The organism is uncultured Eubacterium sp. (genome assembly GCF_937958975.1).
Classification (GTDB): domain Bacteria; phylum Bacillota; class Clostridia; order Lachnospirales; family Lachnospiraceae; genus Eubacterium_G.
Genome location: NZ_CALGRE010000015.1, coordinates 134,161 through 152,659, shown reverse-complemented (window position 1 = coordinate 152,659; position 18,499 = coordinate 134,161). Strand labels below are relative to the sequence as shown.

General features: G+C 35.8%; 20 protein-coding genes. 1 reads left to right on the top strand and 19 read right to left on the bottom strand.

Annotation, left to right across the window (positions count from 1 at the left end; genetic code table 11):
- Positions 1 to 284: 284 nt before the first annotated feature.
- The 12 genes from Q5O86_RS02850 to glmM all read right to left on the bottom strand — a co-directional run bounded on the left by Q5O86_RS02850 (position 285) and on the right by glmM (position 12,257).
- A complete protein-coding gene (locus Q5O86_RS02850; protein ID WP_302625657.1) occupies positions 285 to 464 on the bottom strand; it encodes a DUF4250 domain-containing protein in 180 nt (59 codons plus the stop codon).
- A 27-nt stretch (positions 465 to 491) separates the two neighbouring features.
- Positions 492 to 884, bottom strand: a complete 393-nt coding sequence (locus Q5O86_RS02845; RefSeq protein ID WP_302625630.1) for a hypothetical protein — start codon at positions 882 to 884, stop codon at positions 492 to 494.
- A gap of 17 nt (positions 885 to 901) precedes the next feature.
- Entirely contained in the window at positions 902 to 1,375 is a 474-nt protein-coding gene (locus Q5O86_RS02840; protein WP_302625629.1) for a small multi-drug export protein, read from the bottom strand.
- A gap of 78 nt (positions 1,376 to 1,453) precedes the next feature.
- Positions 1,454 to 2,173 carry a polysaccharide deacetylase family protein gene (locus Q5O86_RS02835; RefSeq protein ID WP_302625628.1) on the bottom strand — a complete coding sequence of 240 codons (720 nt, stop codon included), beginning with the start codon at positions 2,171 to 2,173 and terminating at the stop codon, positions 1,454 to 1,456.
- 98 nt (positions 2,174 to 2,271) lie between these two features.
- Entirely contained in the window at positions 2,272 to 4,350 is a 2,079-nt protein-coding gene (locus Q5O86_RS02830) for a heavy metal translocating P-type ATPase (protein WP_302625627.1), read from the bottom strand.
- 13 nt (positions 4,351 to 4,363) lie between these two features.
- Positions 4,364 to 4,720, bottom strand: coding sequence for a helix-turn-helix transcriptional regulator (locus tag Q5O86_RS02825; RefSeq protein ID WP_302625626.1), 357 nt, complete (start codon positions 4,718 to 4,720; stop codon positions 4,364 to 4,366).
- Positions 4,721 to 4,813: 93 nt separating this feature from the next.
- On the bottom strand, positions 4,814 to 5,839 hold the full coding sequence (locus Q5O86_RS02820; protein WP_302625625.1) for a hypothetical protein: 1,026 nt from the start codon (positions 5,837 to 5,839) through the stop codon (positions 4,814 to 4,816).
- Positions 5,840 to 5,953: 114 nt separating this feature from the next.
- Entirely contained in the window at positions 5,954 to 8,542 is a 2,589-nt protein-coding gene (gene clpB / locus Q5O86_RS02815; RefSeq protein WP_302625624.1) for an ATP-dependent chaperone ClpB, read from the bottom strand.
- Positions 8,543 to 8,769: 227 nt separating this feature from the next.
- Complete coding sequence (locus Q5O86_RS02810) at positions 8,770 to 9,342, bottom strand: manganese efflux pump MntP family protein (protein ID WP_302625623.1); 573 nt, start codon at positions 9,340 to 9,342, stop codon at positions 8,770 to 8,772.
- A gap of 1 nt (position 9,343) precedes the next feature.
- Positions 9,344 to 10,393 carry a histidinol-phosphate transaminase gene (gene hisC / locus Q5O86_RS02805; RefSeq protein WP_302625622.1) on the bottom strand — a complete coding sequence of 350 codons (1,050 nt, stop codon included), beginning with the start codon at positions 10,391 to 10,393 and terminating at the stop codon, positions 9,344 to 9,346.
- Positions 10,380 to 10,913, bottom strand: a complete 534-nt coding sequence (locus Q5O86_RS02800; protein WP_302625621.1) for a VanZ family protein — start codon at positions 10,911 to 10,913, stop codon at positions 10,380 to 10,382. Before Q5O86_RS02800 ends, hisC begins: the two co-directional genes overlap by 14 nt.
- Positions 10,914 to 12,257 (bottom strand): phosphoglucosamine mutase, encoded by a 1,344-nt coding sequence (gene glmM, locus Q5O86_RS02795; RefSeq protein ID WP_302625620.1) that lies wholly within the window; start codon positions 12,255 to 12,257, stop codon positions 10,914 to 10,916. It abuts the gene before it with no gap.
- Between the two features lie 227 nt (positions 12,258 to 12,484).
- On the opposite strand from glmM, the gene Q5O86_RS02790 reads away from it, so the two are divergent.
- Positions 12,485 to 12,661, top strand: a complete 177-nt coding sequence (locus Q5O86_RS02790) for a hypothetical protein (RefSeq protein ID WP_302625619.1) — start codon at positions 12,485 to 12,487, stop codon at positions 12,659 to 12,661.
- Positions 12,662 to 12,720: 59 nt separating this feature from the next.
- On the opposite strand, the gene Q5O86_RS02785 is transcribed toward Q5O86_RS02790, so the two are convergent.
- The 7 genes from Q5O86_RS02785 to Q5O86_RS02755 form a co-directional block, all read right to left on the bottom strand.
- Positions 12,721 to 14,421, bottom strand: a complete 1,701-nt coding sequence (locus tag Q5O86_RS02785; RefSeq protein ID WP_302625618.1) for an ABC transporter ATP-binding protein — start codon at positions 14,419 to 14,421, stop codon at positions 12,721 to 12,723.
- Positions 14,418 to 14,894, bottom strand: a complete 477-nt coding sequence (locus Q5O86_RS02780; RefSeq protein ID WP_302625617.1) for a S24/S26 family peptidase — start codon at positions 14,892 to 14,894, stop codon at positions 14,418 to 14,420. The genes Q5O86_RS02785 and Q5O86_RS02780 overlap by 4 nt, the downstream gene beginning before the upstream one ends.
- Entirely contained in the window at positions 14,887 to 15,150 is a 264-nt protein-coding gene (locus Q5O86_RS02775; protein WP_302625616.1) for a PqqD family protein, read from the bottom strand. The genes Q5O86_RS02780 and Q5O86_RS02775 overlap by 8 nt, the downstream gene beginning before the upstream one ends.
- Positions 15,150 to 15,881: a hypothetical protein gene (locus tag Q5O86_RS02770; protein WP_302625615.1), complete on the bottom strand. Its 732-nt coding sequence runs from the start codon at positions 15,879 to 15,881 to the stop codon at positions 15,150 to 15,152. The genes Q5O86_RS02775 and Q5O86_RS02770 overlap by 1 nt, the downstream gene beginning before the upstream one ends.
- 114 nt (positions 15,882 to 15,995) lie before the next feature.
- A complete protein-coding gene (locus Q5O86_RS02765; protein ID WP_302625614.1) occupies positions 15,996 to 16,733 on the bottom strand; it encodes a CpsD/CapB family tyrosine-protein kinase in 738 nt (245 codons plus the stop codon).
- 6 nt (positions 16,734 to 16,739) lie between these two features.
- Positions 16,740 to 17,705: a YveK family protein gene (locus Q5O86_RS02760; protein ID WP_302625613.1), complete on the bottom strand. Its 966-nt coding sequence runs from the start codon at positions 17,703 to 17,705 to the stop codon at positions 16,740 to 16,742.
- 25 nt (positions 17,706 to 17,730) lie between these two features.
- The gene (locus tag Q5O86_RS02755; RefSeq protein ID WP_302625612.1) at positions 17,731 to 18,459 is read right to left on the bottom strand and encodes a CpsB/CapC family capsule biosynthesis tyrosine phosphatase; all 729 of its coding nucleotides are present in this window, start codon (positions 18,457 to 18,459) and stop codon (positions 17,731 to 17,733) included.
- Positions 18,460 to 18,499: the final 40 nt, after the last annotated feature.

Below are 18,499 nucleotides of genomic sequence, written 5' to 3'. Positions count from 1 at the left end.
TATTGTAATAATTTTACAATATTTTTAGTATGTTATCAATAACAAATTTAGTATAAAAACGTTTTATTTGTTAGTTTTTACTAAAATATATGCCATTTTTTCTTTTGTAACGTTTTTATCTCATGTAAGATATGTTATTGATAACATTTATTCTCTAATACATTTATCTAAAAAAATTTATTGATAGGAATTTCCTATATAATAAAAAAGAACTACAGATTTCACTATAGTTCTTTTAAAATAAGAGGACAATTTTATAAAATTGTTTTTTTTACTTGTTTCGTTTAGACAAATTGATTTTTTTCTGCGTCGTATCTATAATTTATTTTTTCCAACTTATCAATAATCTCTTTTCCATCCACATCTTTTGCCTTACAAAAATCCCCAAAACTTCCGTAAAAGTCTCTCAAATTTGTATTCACTACGCTTAAAAGCATCACCGGGTCTTTTGGTAAATTATCCATAATGCATCGAACCTTTCTTATATCCAACTATTTTGTTCCCCAAATCAGATAACCAATGATAACTCCCACAAAAATTCCTATAATCATATGTAAGATTCGCATCATGTCCATCTCTTTTGGTTCATCTGCTTTACCATACTTCTTTTTCTGTTTTCTATTAAAAATAACAATATCAATAGCTAAGACCACACTTCCAATAAAGGAGATAATAAATGTAATCGCAGTAACGATAAGCGCCTGAATCATTCCAAACACGGCTATCATAACAGAAATAAAAGCTATAATAGCAGAAGGAATCGTTACCGCCATAGCTATTTTTCCAACAGCTCCGGGCGTATATTTTTCATTCGCGCCATTGATGCCCGAATTGCTTTTTTTACCTTTATACATATAATTGTAATTCATCTGTTTTTTACTCATTCGTTTCTCCAATCACTTTAGAATGCCGCACTAAATGCTGATACTCCCAGTGCACTGAGCACTCCCATAATCACTCCTGCTAAAAGTACACCGCCCATGCATGCGACTACACTCTTTTTAAAATCCATATCCAAAAAGCTTGCGGCAAGCGTACCAGTCCATGCACCTGTCCCCGGAAGCGGTATTCCTACAAACAGTAACAAGGCAACATATAAGCCTCTGCCTGCTTTGGATTTTAATTTTTCTCCACCACGCTCCCCTTTGTCTAAGCACCATGAGAAAAACCCACCGATAAACTTTTTATCAGCTCCCCATATCAAAACTTTTCTTGCAAAAAAGAAAATAATAGGAACCGGAAGCATATTCCCAATAACACATATAATATAAGACGGAACCATTGGAAGCCCTGCTGCTGCGGCTACCGGAAGCGCTCCTCTCAATTCTACAATCGGTACCATTGAAATCAAAAAAACCATTATATATTTTGCCATCGAATTATCTCCTCATTTATCTTTTATAAAAATCACTTATAAAGTATAACATTGGCTCCTTTATTTCACAATGATTTTTTATTCATTTATAATAATTTTGCTGCTGTCTAACTTATCTATTGTCACAAAATGATATCCTTTCTCCTGCAATGCATCAATTATCTTAAATGCAGCCTCCACCGAGGTCTTAAATATGTCGTGCAATAAAATAATATCTCCCGGTTCTGTATTTTTTATCACACGGTTCGCCACAACATCCGCATTTTGGTCTTTCCAATCCTCAGGGTCAACGCTCCATAGTACAATAGACATATTGGTTTCTTTTAATAAATTCTCATCCCAATCACCATAAGGCGGCCGCAAATATTTTGGAACTTCACCCGTAACTTCCTGAATACATTTGTTTGTATTTTCAATTTCTTTCTTCGCCTCAATGTAATCCGTTTTTGCTAAATCCACATGAGAATATGTATGATTTCCTATAATATGCCCATCCTTATGCATTCTCTTTACCAGCTTTTTACTATATTGTATCCTCTCCCCCGTTAAAAAAAATGTTGCCTTGACATCTCTTTTTTTTAATCCTTTTAATAACTTTTTTGTATAAAAATTACTTGGACCATCATCAAAAGTAATTGCTACTTTGGGAACCGTATCCTTCATGTTCGTAATATTCAGATTTGCCACCTGCGCCTGTTCTTTGTCTTCCACCGGTTTTTCTTTTTTATATACCAAATTCACTACTAAAGCACATAATATTACAATCATTACAAGAATTATTATATTTACTCTTTTCACATTTAACCCACAACAACTTTTATTATCTATCATATTCAAAAAAGCTTACATTTAGAAATATTTCCAAATGTAAGCTTTCAAAATCATTCTTCGGTAAATTAACTTGTTTTCACAGTTCTCATAGCATTCAGTATTGCAAGAACACACACACCTACATCCGCAAATACTGCTGCCCACATTGTCGCTGCACCAACTGCTGCCAGGACAAGAACTGCCACCTTAACCACAAGCGCAAATACAATATTTTGCTTTGCTATACCAATCGTTTTTCTGGATAGCCTTATGGCCTTTACAATATTTAACGGATTATCATCCATAAGAACCAAATCCGCCGCCTCAATTGCCGCATCACTTCCCATTGCCCCCATTGCAATTCCCACATCTGCTCTTGCAAGAACCGGTGCATCATTGACTCCATCTCCCACAAAAGCCAGTGTTCTGCTCTCTTTCAGTAAACTTTCTACATGTTCTACTTTGTCTGCCGGAAGGAGTTCAGAGTACACTTTATCCAATCCTAACTGTGCAGCTATACTTTCCGCAATTTCTTTTCTGTCACCGGTAAGCATTACTGTATTTTTTACGCCCAACGCTTTCAGTTGTTTTATCGTTTCTTTAGATGTTTCCTTCATCTCATCTTCTATTAGAGCATATCCAAAATACTGTCCGTCCACTGCGACATAAACTACAGTAGCCTTGCCTTCTGCTTTATCATAATCAATACCAAAGCTCTCCATCAGTTTTTCATTTCCGGCCAATATTTCACTGCCATCCAAAACTGCTTTCATACCCTTTCCATGTATTTCTTCTACTTTTATATCTTTTTGTCTCGACTCAATCCCATAATACGCTTTCGCATTGAGAACTTTCAATGCATCCCTGATAGATTTTGCAATCGGATGATTCGAGAATATTTCGGCCACTACTGCCGCACTGAGAAACTCATCCTCCGACACCTTTGCGGTGATTTTACTAACCTTAAATATTCCCTTTGTCAATGTTCCTGTTTTGTCAAAAACAACTGTGTCACAACGTGCAATCAATTCCAGATAATTGCTGCCCTTTACCAGCACGCCTTTGGTGGAAGCCGAACCAATACCCGCAAAAAAACTTAACGGCACCGAAATTACAAGCGCACATGGGCATGAGATAACAAGAAATGTAAGTGCCCTATAAATCCAGTCATTCCATGTTCCATAAAAATCTCCAATATTTGCACCAAAAACAACGGAACTGATAATTGGCGGAATAATAGCAATCACAACTGCACATCCAACAACAATCGGTGTATATATCTTAGCAAATCTGGTAATAAATTTTTCTGTTTTTGCCTTTTTACCACTGGCATTTTCCACAAGTTCAAGTATTTTTGAGACAGTAGACTCTCCAAATGGTTTTGTAACTTTAATAGTCAACACTCCATTTACACTAATGGAACCACTAATAACATTTTCTCCTGCCATCACATCTCTTGGAAGACTCTCGCCCGTAAGAGATGAAGTGTCAAGACTTCCCTGTCCATCCACTACAATTCCATCCAATGGAACTTTCTCTCCCGGTTTTACAATAATAAATTGACCAACTTTAACTTTATTCGGTTCAACTTTCTCATAAGAACCATCTTTTTTTACTATATTTGCATAATCAGGTCTTATATCCATTAATTCTGTAATAGAATTTCTTGACTTATCCACCGCATAATCCTGAAATAACTCTCCCACCATATAAAAGAGCATAACTGCACATGCTTCGGGATATTCTCCCACAAAGAATGCGCCAAGACTTGCAGCCGTCATGAGAAATTGTTCATCCAATGCTTTTCCCTTAAATAAATTTTTAATTGCATTCACTGCAATATCTCTTGCCGTTGCTAAATATATCAGAAGATAAACAATCAGCTCTACCGTATCCAATGTTTCTTCGCTTATTGTATGAAACAATCCCGGAATGTGAAACACAACCATTGCCACAAGAAAAACAGCTACCCCTGCAATCGTCTTTCTTAAATCAATTTCTGCCCCATCCTCGCAACAAGTACATCCATGCTCGTGTCCATGATGTTTCTGTGTACACTCACAATGTTCACCATGCATATGTTCACCATGTTCATGATTATGTCCTGTCCCGACGTCATGACCATGTTCATTTTTTCTATTGTTGATTCTATCCATCAAATTCATAAGCTTACACCTCCTATTCCATTACATGTTCTAATCCCTGATTTAATATGGACTGTATATGTCCATCATCCAATGAATAATATATGGTCTTTCCCTCTTTGCGGTACTTTACCAACCGCATTTGTTTTAAAATTCTCAATTGGTGCGAAACTGCTGATTGCGTTAAACCAAGACTCTGCCAGATATCACACACACACAACTCTCCCCTTGACAATGCATATAATATTTTTATTCTGGTCGAATCCGCAAAAACTTTAAAAAATTCAGCTAAATCACATAAAGTTTCCTCATCCGGCATATTGAGAGTCATATTTTCCACAATTTGCTGATGATGGTGTTCTGTACTACAATTTTGTAACTTTTCTTCCATAAATATACCTTTCCAGTCTTAAACTCACAACATAAAATAACATATGAACTATTGTTCATATGTTATTTTATGTTATATATTCTTTTCTGTCAACTATTTTTTAATTAATTCTTTTGCCTCTTTTATATATCTCTTATATGGCGTTAAATCTATATGATATTTTTCCTTTTCTCTATAATCTGTCAGTGCAAATGTCTCCTTTAAATATACTCCTATTGCCTTTGTAAACTTTTCTGCTCCCAATACATTTAGATGCTGCTCATCATTGGCGTCTGTTTTCCAATCCAATTTCAATTTTTTATAATTTTCTTTTTCACTATAGTCAATAAATGTGACATTCATTTCTTTTGCACGTTTCTCAATCAGATTGTGTTTTTCCACTGTCCAAGTTGAATCAGGAGCTTTCAATAACACCACCTCAGAACCATTTTCCCGGCACAATTCAATATTTTGCTTTAAATAATCATAATCTGTCTTACTATACTTTTTAGGCAATTCATTACCGCTCATGTTTGTGCCATAAAATTCAATACCAGATTTCTTGACCAGAGCATTAAATCCCCGTGCCGGCGCCAGATTTTCCTGTATATCCTCTTTCCCAAGTTCACCCCATCGCCAATGAAATATAGATAGTGGGAAGACATAATCTAATATATCTGCCTCCTTGTTACTCTTACAATATGCGAGCGCAAATTCAAATTTATTCAGACTATTTTTCATGTAATCAAAACATCTTCTAAATTTTTCTTCTTTTTTTGGACGCTTTCGCGCTGCAATCTGTATTTCAATTATAACTACTTTAGGACTTTGCGTTTTATACAATTCTTTCAACCAGTAATATGTTCCAATCATCGGTTCCGATATAATTGCCAGATTATATGCCAAAATTCCCTGCTCCTCATACAATTGACAGGGGTCTACTCCCGCTGCACACACACTGGAACCAATCGCCGCAATCTCTAAGGAATTGGGTTCTAACTCATAAAATGAATTGGCTGTACTTTCACTATCCCATCTCCCCTGAACCAGTGCCGGCTGAAACGTCTGACTCATTGCATCCACTAAAATCATTGCAACAATAATAAATATAACTGCCTTGCTAAACCTTTGTAATTTCATATTTGCCTCCCAATGCACACTTATTGCTTTTTTTGCCTCTTATATGAAAAAAGCATACTTTTCTGCTTTTAATAAAACAAAAAAGTATGCTATAAATTTGATTTCACAATATTATCAATCTTTTCCTGATTTTACCTCCAATTTATCATTCTCTACATAAAAACAAATTGTATCACCCATACTGACCTTTCCCTCGAGAATCACTTTCGCTGCAAGCGTCTCTACGTTTTTTTGTAAATATCTCTTCAATGGTCTGGCACCATATACAGGGTCATAACCATTATCCGCCACATATTTCTTTGCCTCATCTGTAAGAGAAATTTTAAGACTTTTATCTGCCAAGCGTTGATTTAAATTATCTATAATCAAATCAACAATACCACCAATATTATCTCTCGTAAGCGGTTTAAACATTACAATTTCATCCAAACGATTTAAAAATTCAGGTCTGAAATGATTCCTTAGGTCATTCATAACCAGATTCCCATTTTCTTCTTTAATGTTTCCTGCTTCATCGATTCCCTCTAACAGATAGGAGGACCCAATATTAGATGTCATGATTAAAATCGTATTTTTAAAGTCTACAGTTCTTCCCTGAGAATCTGTTATCCTTCCATCATCTAACACTTGAAGCAAAACGTTAAATACATCCGGATGTGCCTTTTCCACCTCATCAAATAGTACAACCGAGTATGGCTTTCTTCTAACCGCCTCTGTCAGTTGTCCTCCTTCATCATATCCTACATATCCCGGAGGCGCTCCTATCAGTCTTGACACACTATACTTTTCCATGTATTCACTCATGTCAATTCTTACAATATTACTCTCGTCATCAAACAAATTTTCTGCCAATGCTTTTGCAAGTTCTGTCTTGCCGACACCCGTCGGTCCTAAAAACAGAAACGAACCAATCGGCTTCCCCGGGTCTTTTATTCCTGCCTTGGACCTGATAATTGACTCTGTTATTTTTGCCACTGCCTCATCCTGTCCAATAACCCTTTGGTGTAATGCCTCATCTAAATGTAAAGTCTTATTTTTCTCTGTCTCTGTCAGTTTCGCTACCGGGATTCCTGTCCACCGGGAAATAATTCTCGCAATTTCCTCATCAGTAACACTTTCTCTCACTAATGACAATTCTTTTTCTTTTACATTTTGTTCTTCAACCTCTAACTGCTTTTGCAAATCCGGCAGCTTTCCATATTGAAGTTCTGCTGCTCTATTCAAATCATAAGCGCTCTGTGCCTTCTCAATTTCTTTCTTAACCGCCTCTACCTGTTCTCGCAAATCCTGAAGTCTGTTTACAGAATTTTTTTCATTCTCCCACTGTGCTTTTCTGTTATTAAATTCTGACCTTTCTTCTGCCAGCTCCTTCTGTAATTCTTCTAATCGCTCTCTGCTTAAATTATCGCTCTCCTTTTTCAATGCTGCTTCTTCTATTTCCATCTGCATTACTTTTCTTCTCAACTCGTCCAGTTCTGTAGGCATAGAATCCATCTCCGTCTTAATCAGAGCACAAGCCTCATCAACAAGGTCGATTGCCTTATCCGGCAAAAATCTATCTGTTATATACCGGTCTGACAATGTGGCAGCGCTCACTAACGCGCCATCCTGTATCTTTACACCGTGAAATACCTCATATCTTTCTTTTAATCCTCTTAAGATTGATATAGTATCCTCGACACTCGGTTCACTAACCATTACAGGCTGAAATCTTCTCTCTAATGCCTTATCTTTTTCAATATACTGTCTATATTCATCTAAAGTCGTTGCACCGATGCAGTGAAGTTCTCCTCTCGCAAGCATTGGTTTCAACATATTTCCTGCATCCATTGCTCCATCCGTCTTTCCTGCCCCAACGATAGTGTGAAGCTCATCAATAAATAAAATAATCTCTCCATCACTTTTCTTTACATCCTCAAGGACAGCCTTTAGGCGTTCTTCAAATTCACCTCTATATTTGGCACCTGCAACGAGTGCTCCTAAATCCAGCGAAAATATCTTTTTCTCCTTTAATCCTTCCGGGACATCCCCCTTTACGATTCTCTGTGCTAACCCCTCCACGGCCGCCGTTTTTCCAACACCCGGTTCACCAATCAAAACAGGATTATTTTTCGTCTTTCTTGACAGGATTCTTATTACATTTCTTATCTCGCTGTCTCTTCCAATCACCGGGTCTAATTTTTGATTTCTCGCCCTCTCCACTAAATCCTGCCCATACTTTGACAGGGCATCATATGTTCCCTCCGGATTATCTGAAGTTACTCTTACATTTCCCCTGACTTCTTCTAAAACACCAAGAAAGCGTTCTCTTGTAATGCCATATTCCCTAAAAAGTTCTTTTACTTCTTTATTTGGCTTATCTAACAGAGTCAAAAACAAATGTTCCACAGAGACATATTCATCTCCCATTCTCTTTGCCTCATCTTCCGCATGAATTAACACCTGATTGAGTGACTGACTCATATACATATTTCCACCCTGTACTTTTGGGCGCTTTGCAATATAATCTTCCACTCTGTTTTTAAAATGTTCCGGCTGAATTTCCATCTTTTCAATCAATTTAATAATCAGACTATCCTCTAAATTAACAAGCGCATATAATAAGTGTTCCTGAGCAATCTCCTGATTTCCATATTCATTTGCTATCTTTTCACAATTCTGAATTGCCTCAATGGATTTCTGTGTAAATTTACTTATGTTCATATATCTCGCCTCCTAACAATTTTTATAGTAATATCATGTCAAACTATTTTCTGTAAATTCTATTTTACTCTATTTTTTTATATTTCATTAGATATTAAATTAACAAATTGTTACATTTTTATATCAAATAACTGAACTGCTGCAAATTAAAAACAAAACGAACCTGAAAGGTTAAATTTTAAAATCTAACCTTTCAGGCCGTTCATTTTCCACATTCTCTTTTATATCTATAAAAAATGTTCTAATACTACTTTAATTCCTATCAATATTAAAATAAGTCCACCTGCAATCTCTGCCCTCTTCTTATATTTGGAGCCAAATACATTTCCAATAAAAACACCGGCCATAGAGATTATAAATGTAATACATCCGATTACTAATACAGCGCTCCATATCGGAAGACGAAGTTTATCACCCATTGTACCAAAAGTTACACCAACCGCCAAAGCATCAATACTTGTAGCAATTGCCAGCAAAAACAACTCCTTTATATCTATTGAAAAACCCGGCTGCTTCTCCTCCGTTTCATCTCCGACAGATTCTCTAATCATATTTGCTCCAATAATGAATAACAGTATAAACGCCACCCAATGACTATACGCATTCATATACCCCACAAAACTTACACTCAATCCATAGCCTATCAGTGGCATTATCGCCTGAAATATGCCGAAGAAAACCGCAATCACAAAGCACTGCTTTAAATCTATTACCTTCATTTTCAATCCTTTGCAGATAGATACTGCAAAGGCATCCATAGATAATCCTACACCGATTAGAATAATATCAATGAATCCCATCTTATCTTACAATCTCCTCCAATGCTTTGTACAACTGTTTCATCTCCTCCTCCGTACCAATCGTAATTCTGAGATAATTGTTAATTCGCGGTTTATTAAAATATCTCACATATATTTTTTTCTTCTTCAATTCCTCAAAAATATATTCTGCCGACACACATTTATGCGTAGCAAATATGAAATTCGTTTTAGAATCTGTAAATGAAAAACCAAGCTGCGTCAATCTTTCTTTTGCATGCTCTCTTGTCTCGACAATTTTAGCGACCAATTCTCTAAAATAGACATCATCTCTAATCGCTGCCTGACCTGCATAGATGGATGTCTGATTCATCGTATATGAATTATAAGAGAATTTTACAGCCTTAAGTGGATTAATTAATTTCTCATTTCCTATGGCGTAACCAATTCTCATTCCTGCCATAGCTCTTGATTTAGAAAATGTTCTCACCACCAAAAGATTATCATACTTATCTATCAAAGAAAGTGCTGAAGCATCTCCAAAATCTATATACGCCTCATCGATAATGACTACGACATCTGTATTTTCCTTAATGATTTCTTCTATTTCTGAGAGAGGCATTTCTATCGCGGTAGGTGCATTCGGGTTCGGAAAAATAATTCCACCATTCTCCACAAAATAATCCTCTTTCACTATTTCAAACCTATCATTTAGTGGTTTTGTCTCATATTTTATCCGAAATAAATCTGCCCACACATCATAAAATGAATATGTAATATCCGGAAAAAGTATCGGCTTATCCGAATTGAAAAATGTTAAAAAAGCCATTCCCAATACATCATCAGAACCAACCCCAACGAATATCTGCTCCGGGTTTACATCATAATATTCTGCCAATGCCTCTGTCAGAACAGTCGCATCCGGGTCAGGATACAGTCTAAACTGTTCCGGCCAAATCCCATTGATTGCTTTCTCCACCATAGGTGATGGCGGATATGGACTTTCGTTTGTATTTAATTTAATAATATCCTTATCCTTTGGCTGCTCCCCCGGCGTATAGGGAGTTACCCTTCTAACGTTATTTTCCCACACTTTTTTTCTTCCTCCTAAAAATGAGAAGCCATAAAATCACAAAAAATACAGCTCCCACGAAACTTCCTGCTGTGTCTATACACACATCCATAACTTTTGGACTTCTGCCATCCACAAATCCCTGATGAATCTCATCTGTTGCCGCATATATCATTCCCACCAACGTAGTTATCAAAATAGGCAGCATTCCAATTCTCCTTAGATTTCTAATTGTTTCGAACGTCATAATAAACGTAACCATTAGTATACCTAAAATAGCATATTCTCCAAAATGTCCCGTTTTCCTGACAAAAAAACTTATTGTATTAAAATATTCCCGCTGCTGTGCAATACTCATGTTATCATAATCAGCATTGAGAATATTTACAACTCTTATCGTTATTTTATCACTCAAAGACTGAGATTGTTCCCCACTCTCTGCTGAAAAACCAAATATTGTACTCATCCACAAAACGATAAGAGCAATAAGAATCACTCTTACTGCCCATAGTTTTATCCGATGTTTTTTATGTTCTTTCATTTATACCGCATGTCCCTTTTTCTTTATCACGTCAATCACTTTGTCAACACACTGCTCTGCAATCTGGTCTGTTTTTGCCTCAACCATCACACGAAGAACCGGCTCGGTTCCACTTTCTCTTAAAATAATTCTACCGTCATTTCCTAACACATCTGAAACTTCCTGCACTGCCTTTTGTACATCCACGTCTGCTTTTGCCTCCGGCTTGCTTATTACCTTAATATTTTTTAAACACTGTGGGTAAATTGTAACCGGATTTATCAGCTCGGACATCTTTCTCTTAGATGAAATCATTACTTCCATTAATTTTATGGATGTAAGAATACCGTCACCTGTTGTGGCATATTTACTAAATATAATATGTCCCGACTCTTCTCCTCCAAGACGATAGTCATTGTTTCTCATACATTCATAGACATACTTATCCCCAACATCTGTCTTTTCGTATTTGATTCCAACAGCATCAAATGCTTTGTATAATCCGATATTAGACATTATTGTAGTGACAACTGTATTGTTATCTAATTCTCCATGCTGTTTCAGATAAACTCCACATACATACAGAATCAAATCTCCATTCACGATATTTCCCTGGTCATCTACACAAAAGCACCGGTCTGCATCTCCATCATACGCAAAGCCAATGTCTAAATGTTTCTCTTTTACAAACTTTTGCAGCACTTCTATATGTGTCGAACCACAATTCATGTTAATATTCGTTCCGTTGGGTTCATTATTAATTACATATGTCTCTGCACCTAATGCATCAAACACACTTTTTGCAATCGTCCATGCGCTGCCATTAGAGCAATCCAGCCCTACCTTTATATTTCTAAATGAGTCCTTCGCAAGTGTCATCAAATATCCCATATATCTGTTTCTACCTGCAAAATAGTCAATTGTTCTTCCTATCTTATCCATTGTAGCATATGGTATTGAATCAAAGTCTGCATCGATATATTTTTCGACTTCGTCAATAACCTCCTGCTCCATTTTCTCACCTTTTCCATTAATCAGCTTAATTCCATTATCATAAAAAGGATTATGGCTTGCAGAAATCATAATACCACAATCAAAATCTTCTGTTTTCACCACATAAGATACGCTTGGTGTTGTGGTAACATGGAGGAGATAAACATCTGCACCTGTCGATGTCAGCCCCGCCGAAAGTGCATCCTCAAACATATAACTGCTTCTTCTTGTATCTTTTCCTATGGCAACAGAACACTTGTGATATCTCCCATAATACCATCCAAGAAATCTTCCAACCTTAAACGCATGCATTGCCGTAAGGTTTACATTTGCCTCACCTCTAAATCCATCTGTTCCAAAATATTTTCCCATGAAACGCCTCCATAAATTATTATGTCTCAGTAACTTTTTTATTATATAATATTGTACTATTTTTTACAATGTTTTCTATTACTTCCAATTAGCTGTAACCAATAATACACTTTGTTGTTTAAAGTCAATATATGTCGATATTTTTTTCACACAAACTATACTATCAATGTTATAATTACTTATTGGGAGTATAAAAACTTTTATTTTGGGGGAAAGGGAAATATAGAATGAGTCATGAAGAAACACTATTACTTCGAGATACCGAATCTCTGCTCAATGAGATTGAAGGACTCAAAAGACAATTAAATTATGAAAAACAACAACATCAACATTGGGAAGAACTTGCTATGATATTCCACGATGCTTTGTGGAAAGAATTAAAACTTACAAAAAGTTCTCTATAAGAAAAAAGTAAAGCGTCAAAGAAGACAGATTAGAAAAAAGGGCTGCAAAGCCCTTTTTTCTATTTTTCAATACAATACAGTTTTTTATTATCAATTACAAATTCTTTGTTACACACATCCAGTGCTGCTGCTTTATGTGTAATAATGATGCAAGTTTTTCTATTAAGACGTCTCATTCTCTCAAGTACATTTTGCTCAGTTGCCGCGTCAAGAGCTGATGTTGCCTCATCTAACAGGAGAATTGGCGCCTCGCTCAGCAAAGCCCTGGCAATGGCAAGGCGCTGTGCCTGCCCCTCTGATATTCCCAGTCCTTTCTCTCCTATAATAGTATCCAAACCATTCGGAAGTGTTTTTACAAAATTATAAATATCACTAATCTCTAATGCTTCTTTAATTTGTTCTTCTGTTGCATTCGGATTAATCAAGAGAATGTTTTCTCTCAACGTTCCGCTGAATAAATAGTTTCCCTGCGGAACATACGAAAAGAGACATCTTGTATCCGGACTAGCTTCTACAGATTTTCCGTTTTCTTTATAAAGTCTTATATGACCACTCTGCGGCTTAAACACGCCAAGAAGCATTTTCATCAATGTACTCTTGCCAATACCTGAAATACCTCTTATCGCAACAAAGTCACCCTTGGAAAATGCCGCTTCTCCCGATTCCAAAACACTTTCTCTGCCATAATTAAATCGAATATCTTCAAATTTTACCTTGGTAAACTCTGAATAGAATTTTTCGACATCAATTTGTTTGTCGGATTTCTCTTCTATTTCAATATCTTCAATTTCCATAACACGTTCTGCTGAAGCTAAGATTGCATAATACTGAGGAACAACCTTTGTTATATTTACAAAAGGTGTCTGTATCTGTGAAATAAGTTGTAAAACTGCGGTCAGTGTTCCATATGTCATTGCATTCGTACACACCTTTAATGCACACCACACAAGTGCAAACAAATATCCTGCATTAAAAACAAAAGAAAATCCCGCATTAGCAAAAATGCTGATTCTTCTTCGTTTCATTTTTGCGTTATAATTTATTTTCTGCAGGTCGTCTCCCTTTTCTTTAAACTGCTTTTCCACACCAAAAGTTTTTACAACCAAAATACTCTCAATTGCTTCCTGAAAAAACGACCTTACCTTTCCGTCTGTTTCCTGAACTTCTTTATGAAGACTCTTTAATTTTGACCGAAAAAGCAGTGTAACCATGGATATCACCACACCTGCTGCAATAAAAAGCATTGTAAATTTCCAGTCAAAAAATATCAGGACAACAAATGCCCCTGCAAATTGCGTAACAAAATATAGAAAGTTCGGAACAATCGTTGTAATTCCATCTGTAATAATTTTTATATCACTGGTAATTCTATTCATTAATTCACCACTGTGATATTGATTAATACAATTAAATTTCTTTTTGAGTATATCCTCAAATAAGTTTGAACGCATATGCATCTCCAAACTCGCCTGAATTTTAATTGCAAGACTTTGTGTATAAACCCGCAAACATAGACGAAACGTAATAATCGCCAATATCAACACACCGTAAAAAACAATCTGATTTCTATAATGTGCAAATTCTGCACCACCGTCAGCCATCGCCGCTCTTTGCGCTGAATCGATAGCATATTTGCTAACCAACGCCAGTGCTGTTGCTACCGACGCCAAAATCATATTGGAAACACTTAAAATTATTATTTTAGGAATCTGTCCCTTTCCGTTTTTTATTATCCAACGTAAACTATTCGTATCTTTCATCTAAATATTCCTATTATTCTTCTTTTTATTTTTCCTGCAAGAATCCTGGTTTTGCGTAGTATTTTGCGTAACTTTACTGTTTTACTCCATAAAACACAATAAAATTTATAAGTTTTTTCATTCCCATTATACTCTTTTCCACTTCTTATAAAACTGCTTACTATGCCAATTATCTGATTTTCCCTGACACCCTTTTCAATACGAAACTGATTATCTCCACGCATACCATATGTATTACTTTTTTCCACCTTTACGACACGATGCAAAACATATTGACCATTATCTCTCAGATAAAAAGCAATCTGATATCTCTTCAGTGGAAACTCAGGTCTCCTTAATGTAACACAATCTTTATTGTTTCTCAGCGTTGGCAACATACTATTTCCTTTGGGAGTAAATTTTATGCAACCATTCTTATCTAATTGTTCCTTTATTAACGGAACAATATCTTCAATCGATACAACTTTATTCAAATAAATCCTCTCCTTCAACCTTTTGTATAAATGTATCAACGTCTTTTTGCGCCAATTGTTCGTCTATCCCATATTCAGATATCAATTCCTCTATTAACTTCTCTCTTGTTGTTCCCTCAATCATTTTCGAAAAAAGAAAAGCTCCTGTATCATTAAGGCTCATCATTCCATTAAAATCCAGAGTAGCCTGTCCAATTGGAACAACTACATTATTTCCCGCAACATTTCTCAATAAAAATCCTTCTTTTATTTTCATTACATTCTCCTGATTTTCTCATATGCTGTAACGACAGCATTATCACTTATGTCACACCCCATTTTATAAATAGGCGTATTGGTCAGAATCTGCTCCATATATTTTAAAACCAAATCCAACTTTTCAACCCGCCACATCTTTCTGATAGTCTGATTAAAAAACAGTGGAATTGCCTCCTTTACGTCAATAGGCTGTATCCAATTTTCTTCTGACCTTTCGAGAAACACAATTGCTCCTAGTTTCGCCTTCTCATTGACATTTAAATCCGTTTTACCGCTCCAGGGTGTTCCATACACATACCATTCGCCATTTATAAATCTCAATATCGGTTTATCATCATTAATGATATATGCTTTTTCTCCAAAATACTTTACCCATAAACTGGTATGTGTCGATTTTCCCGTACCACTGTCTGCCGAAAAAAGATACGCATAACCATCTACCACCACTGCTGAAGAATGCAGCATGCATCCATTATAATTTAATAAATAACGGCTAAACAGACTTCCCGTATATATATATTCAATACTTTCATAACCTGTGTACGGCAAGGTTTCATTATGCACTTTTTCATAAAAATCCTGTCCAAAATCTATTTTTATATCTGCCTCTTCTTCTTTCCACATTTTCTGTGCCCTGTAAGGTTGTGCCTGCACCATTGTTTTATTATAATATGTGGTCATTAAAAGTTTTAAATCAGCAATCTCATATCTTTCTTTTACTATATTCATTTTAATTATATCCCTGTAATAAACTACCAAAAACGGCACAAGCCGCATTCTGAGATTGTCTATAATCATCAATGATACAAATAACACCTATGCTGTCATCATAGGTGTTATCTGCTATTTGTATTCGCGATTATTTCCATATCCGTAACCGTAGCCATATCCATAGCCATATCCCTTCTTAGAATATCTGCCATAATAGCCACCGTAATAACTGCCCTTTTCTTCCGGGTCTACTTTATTAAGAACCGCACCCAAAATCCTACATCTTGATTTCTTCATCTGTTCAATCTGTTTCTGTGCATATTTATAACTGATATTAGCTTGTGAAATCAAAAAGATAACGCCATCTGTCTGCTGCGCCACAATAGCCGGGTCAATCACCTGACCAATCGGCGGTGTATCAATTATAACATAATCATATTCTTTTCTTGACACCTCAAGAAGTTCCTTAAATTTATCATTATTCAGAAGTTCTGCCGGATTCGGTGGAACAGGTCCCGATAAAATCATATCAAGATTTTGAACATTTGTAGTATACTTAACATTATCTAAAGTTTCTGCTCCTGAAAGAAACTGAGTAAGTCCTTTAATTGCTTTATTTATTTTATATCTTCCGATGAGAACTGATTTTCTAAGGTCAGCATCTACAAACAAAACTTTTTTCCCTGTCTCTGCCATAGAAATAGCCAGGTTAAACGAAACCATAGACTTTCCTTCGTTAGGCACACAGCTTGTCAGGGAAATAATCTTCACATCATCTCCACAGAACTGTACATTTGTTCGCAATGTTTTATATGCCTCTTTCGTTTTAAAGTCCAAATCGGTAATCTTATCAAGATTTATATTTAACACCTTTTCTTACTCCTTTCCCTTCGTATTTTTTTCTTTGTTATCTGCCACAGTCTGTTCATCTTTTTTCGTGTCTGCTGTATTGTTTTTATCTTTTTGCACTTTTTTATCCTTTTGCTTGACTTTCTTCTTATCGTTTTTCTTTTTGCTCTCACTGTGGCCATAACCATATCCATAAGAACTTCTTCTGGAACTGCTCTCCGCGCTCTTTAACGGTATTGCAGCCAAGACACTTACACCTAATTTCTTTTCAATATCGTCCGGTGTTTTAATGGTATCATCCAGAATAAACATAATTATCACAACTAATAATGAAATACCAAAACCGACAATAAATCCAATCATCGCATTCTTTTTTACATTTGGCGAAGAAGGGATTGTCGGAACTTCTGCCTCCTCTGCTAAGCGTACCGGCTCTAAACCATCCATTATAACTTTTAGTCGCTCATTCGCTACTTCGACTACTTTATCAGCAATTTTTTTTGCCAGTTTAGGGTCTGTACTTGTAACTGAAATTTCCATAAGACGTGTTTCTTCCTTAAGAGAAACAGTTATCATATGTTGAAGCGTATCTACCGACTTATCTAAATTAAGTTCTTTTTTCACTTCCTCTAATACCGGACGTGTTGCCAGTAATTCTTCATAATCCTTCGCCAGATAGGAAGCAAAGGAAATGTCCGATGCAGTCAGAGTTTTTTGGTTCGGGTCCTGTTTACTTAATATATATACTTTTGTAGTTGCTACATACTGAGAATCAACAAAATATTGTGTATATGCAAATGCAACGCCCCCTATAAGTATTCCAATTAAAACAATAACAACAAGTCGATTCAGAATTGCCGCAAACAAACCACGCACATCTATTTCAATTTCATTCTTTATTTCCTCTGTCTCAATATTACCCGAAATAAATTCATTATATCCTATGGGATTATTCATTCCATAATTTATTTTATTTTCTATCCTATTATCCATAGTATTCTATATGTTCCTTTCAACTTTATATGTACTCACCTTTCAGTACCTTAGCTGGATTTTCTATTAATAACCAATGAAGGTAATCATCATTGTATCTTTTTTCTAAATATTTGATACATTCTTTCCAATACACACCGCGCCTTCCTAAATTATGTGCATCGCTTGCTATCAAATGCAAAAAGTCATTGTCAATTAATTTTGATACAAATTTATGGTTTTTACCAAATACACTCTCTGTGTTTACTTGTAAATATGCTCCTTTTTCTATTAAATGACTAATATTTCTACTATTAATAGTTCTCAACGTATTGCGCAAACATTTATACCGCTCACAATGCGCAATAATCGGAGTATAACCTCCATTCAAAAATGAATTAATACTCCTCTCCATCTGAGCATACTGAACCGTAGGATAAAACTCCACTAATACATAATTAGAATCTGCAAGCGTAAAAAGCTCTCCTCTTTCAAGCAGCTCCACCATATCATTACACGCCATAATCTCATTTCCAAGAAAAAGCTCAAGGCCTGGTATCTCTTTTATCACTTCTCTTTTCAATGTCAAAAAATTCTTTTTTATGACGTCAGGTTTCGGCATACATTCTCCTGCATGATAATGTGGTGTACATATTACATTTCGTACGCCCTGCTGATATTCTTTTTTTAAAATCTCCAATGATGTTTCAATCGATGGTGAACCATCATCTACCTGAAACAAGATGTGGCTATGAATATCTGTTATGTCTACCATAGGCTTGACCTCCTTAATGCCACAATTATAAATAATGATA

What these genes read in the sequence shown, in the direction of transcription:
- Q5O86_RS02785 (WP_302625618.1), bottom strand. Translation starts at nt 14,421, where the DNA reads ATGAAAGATACGAATAGTTTACGTTGGATAATAAAAAACGGAAAGGGA.
- Q5O86_RS02790 (WP_302625619.1), top strand. Translation starts at nt 12,485, where the DNA reads ATGAGTCATGAAGAAACACTATTACTTCGAGATACCGAATCTCTGCTC.
- Q5O86_RS02760 (WP_302625613.1), bottom strand. Translation starts at nt 17,705, where the DNA reads ATGGATAATAGGATAGAAAATAAAATAAATTATGGAATGAATAATCCC.
- Q5O86_RS02800 (WP_302625621.1), bottom strand. Translation starts at nt 10,913, where the DNA reads ATGAAAGAACATAAAAAACATCGGATAAAACTATGGGCAGTAAGAGTG.
- Q5O86_RS02845 (WP_302625630.1), bottom strand. Translation starts at nt 884, where the DNA reads ATGAGTAAAAAACAGATGAATTACAATTATATGTATAAAGGTAAAAAA.
- Q5O86_RS02825 (WP_302625626.1), bottom strand. Translation starts at nt 4,720, where the DNA reads ATGGAAGAAAAGTTACAAAATTGTAGTACAGAACACCATCATCAGCAA.
- Q5O86_RS02775 (WP_302625616.1), bottom strand. Translation starts at nt 15,150, where the DNA reads ATGAAAATAAAAGAAGGATTTTTATTGAGAAATGTTGCGGGAAATAAT.
- Q5O86_RS02770 (WP_302625615.1), bottom strand. Translation starts at nt 15,881, where the DNA reads ATGAATATAGTAAAAGAAAGATATGAGATTGCTGATTTAAAACTTTTA.
- clpB (WP_302625624.1), bottom strand. Translation starts at nt 8,542, where the DNA reads ATGAACATAAGTAAATTTACACAGAAATCCATTGAGGCAATTCAGAAT.
- Q5O86_RS02820 (WP_302625625.1), bottom strand. Translation starts at nt 5,839, where the DNA reads ATGAAATTACAAAGGTTTAGCAAGGCAGTTATATTTATTATTGTTGCA.
- Q5O86_RS02810 (WP_302625623.1), bottom strand. Translation starts at nt 9,342, where the DNA reads ATGGGATTCATTGATATTATTCTAATCGGTGTAGGATTATCTATGGAT.
- Q5O86_RS02850 (WP_302625657.1), bottom strand. Translation starts at nt 464, where the DNA reads ATGGATAATTTACCAAAAGACCCGGTGATGCTTTTAAGCGTAGTGAAT.
- glmM (WP_302625620.1), bottom strand. Translation starts at nt 12,257, where the DNA reads ATGGGAAAATATTTTGGAACAGATGGATTTAGAGGTGAGGCAAATGTA.
- Q5O86_RS02840 (WP_302625629.1), bottom strand. Translation starts at nt 1,375, where the DNA reads ATGGCAAAATATATAATGGTTTTTTTGATTTCAATGGTACCGATTGTA.
- Q5O86_RS02755 (WP_302625612.1), bottom strand. Translation starts at nt 18,459, where the DNA reads ATGGTAGACATAACAGATATTCATAGCCACATCTTGTTTCAGGTAGAT.
- Q5O86_RS02830 (WP_302625627.1), bottom strand. Translation starts at nt 4,350, where the DNA reads ATGAATTTGATGGATAGAATCAACAATAGAAAAAATGAACATGGTCAT.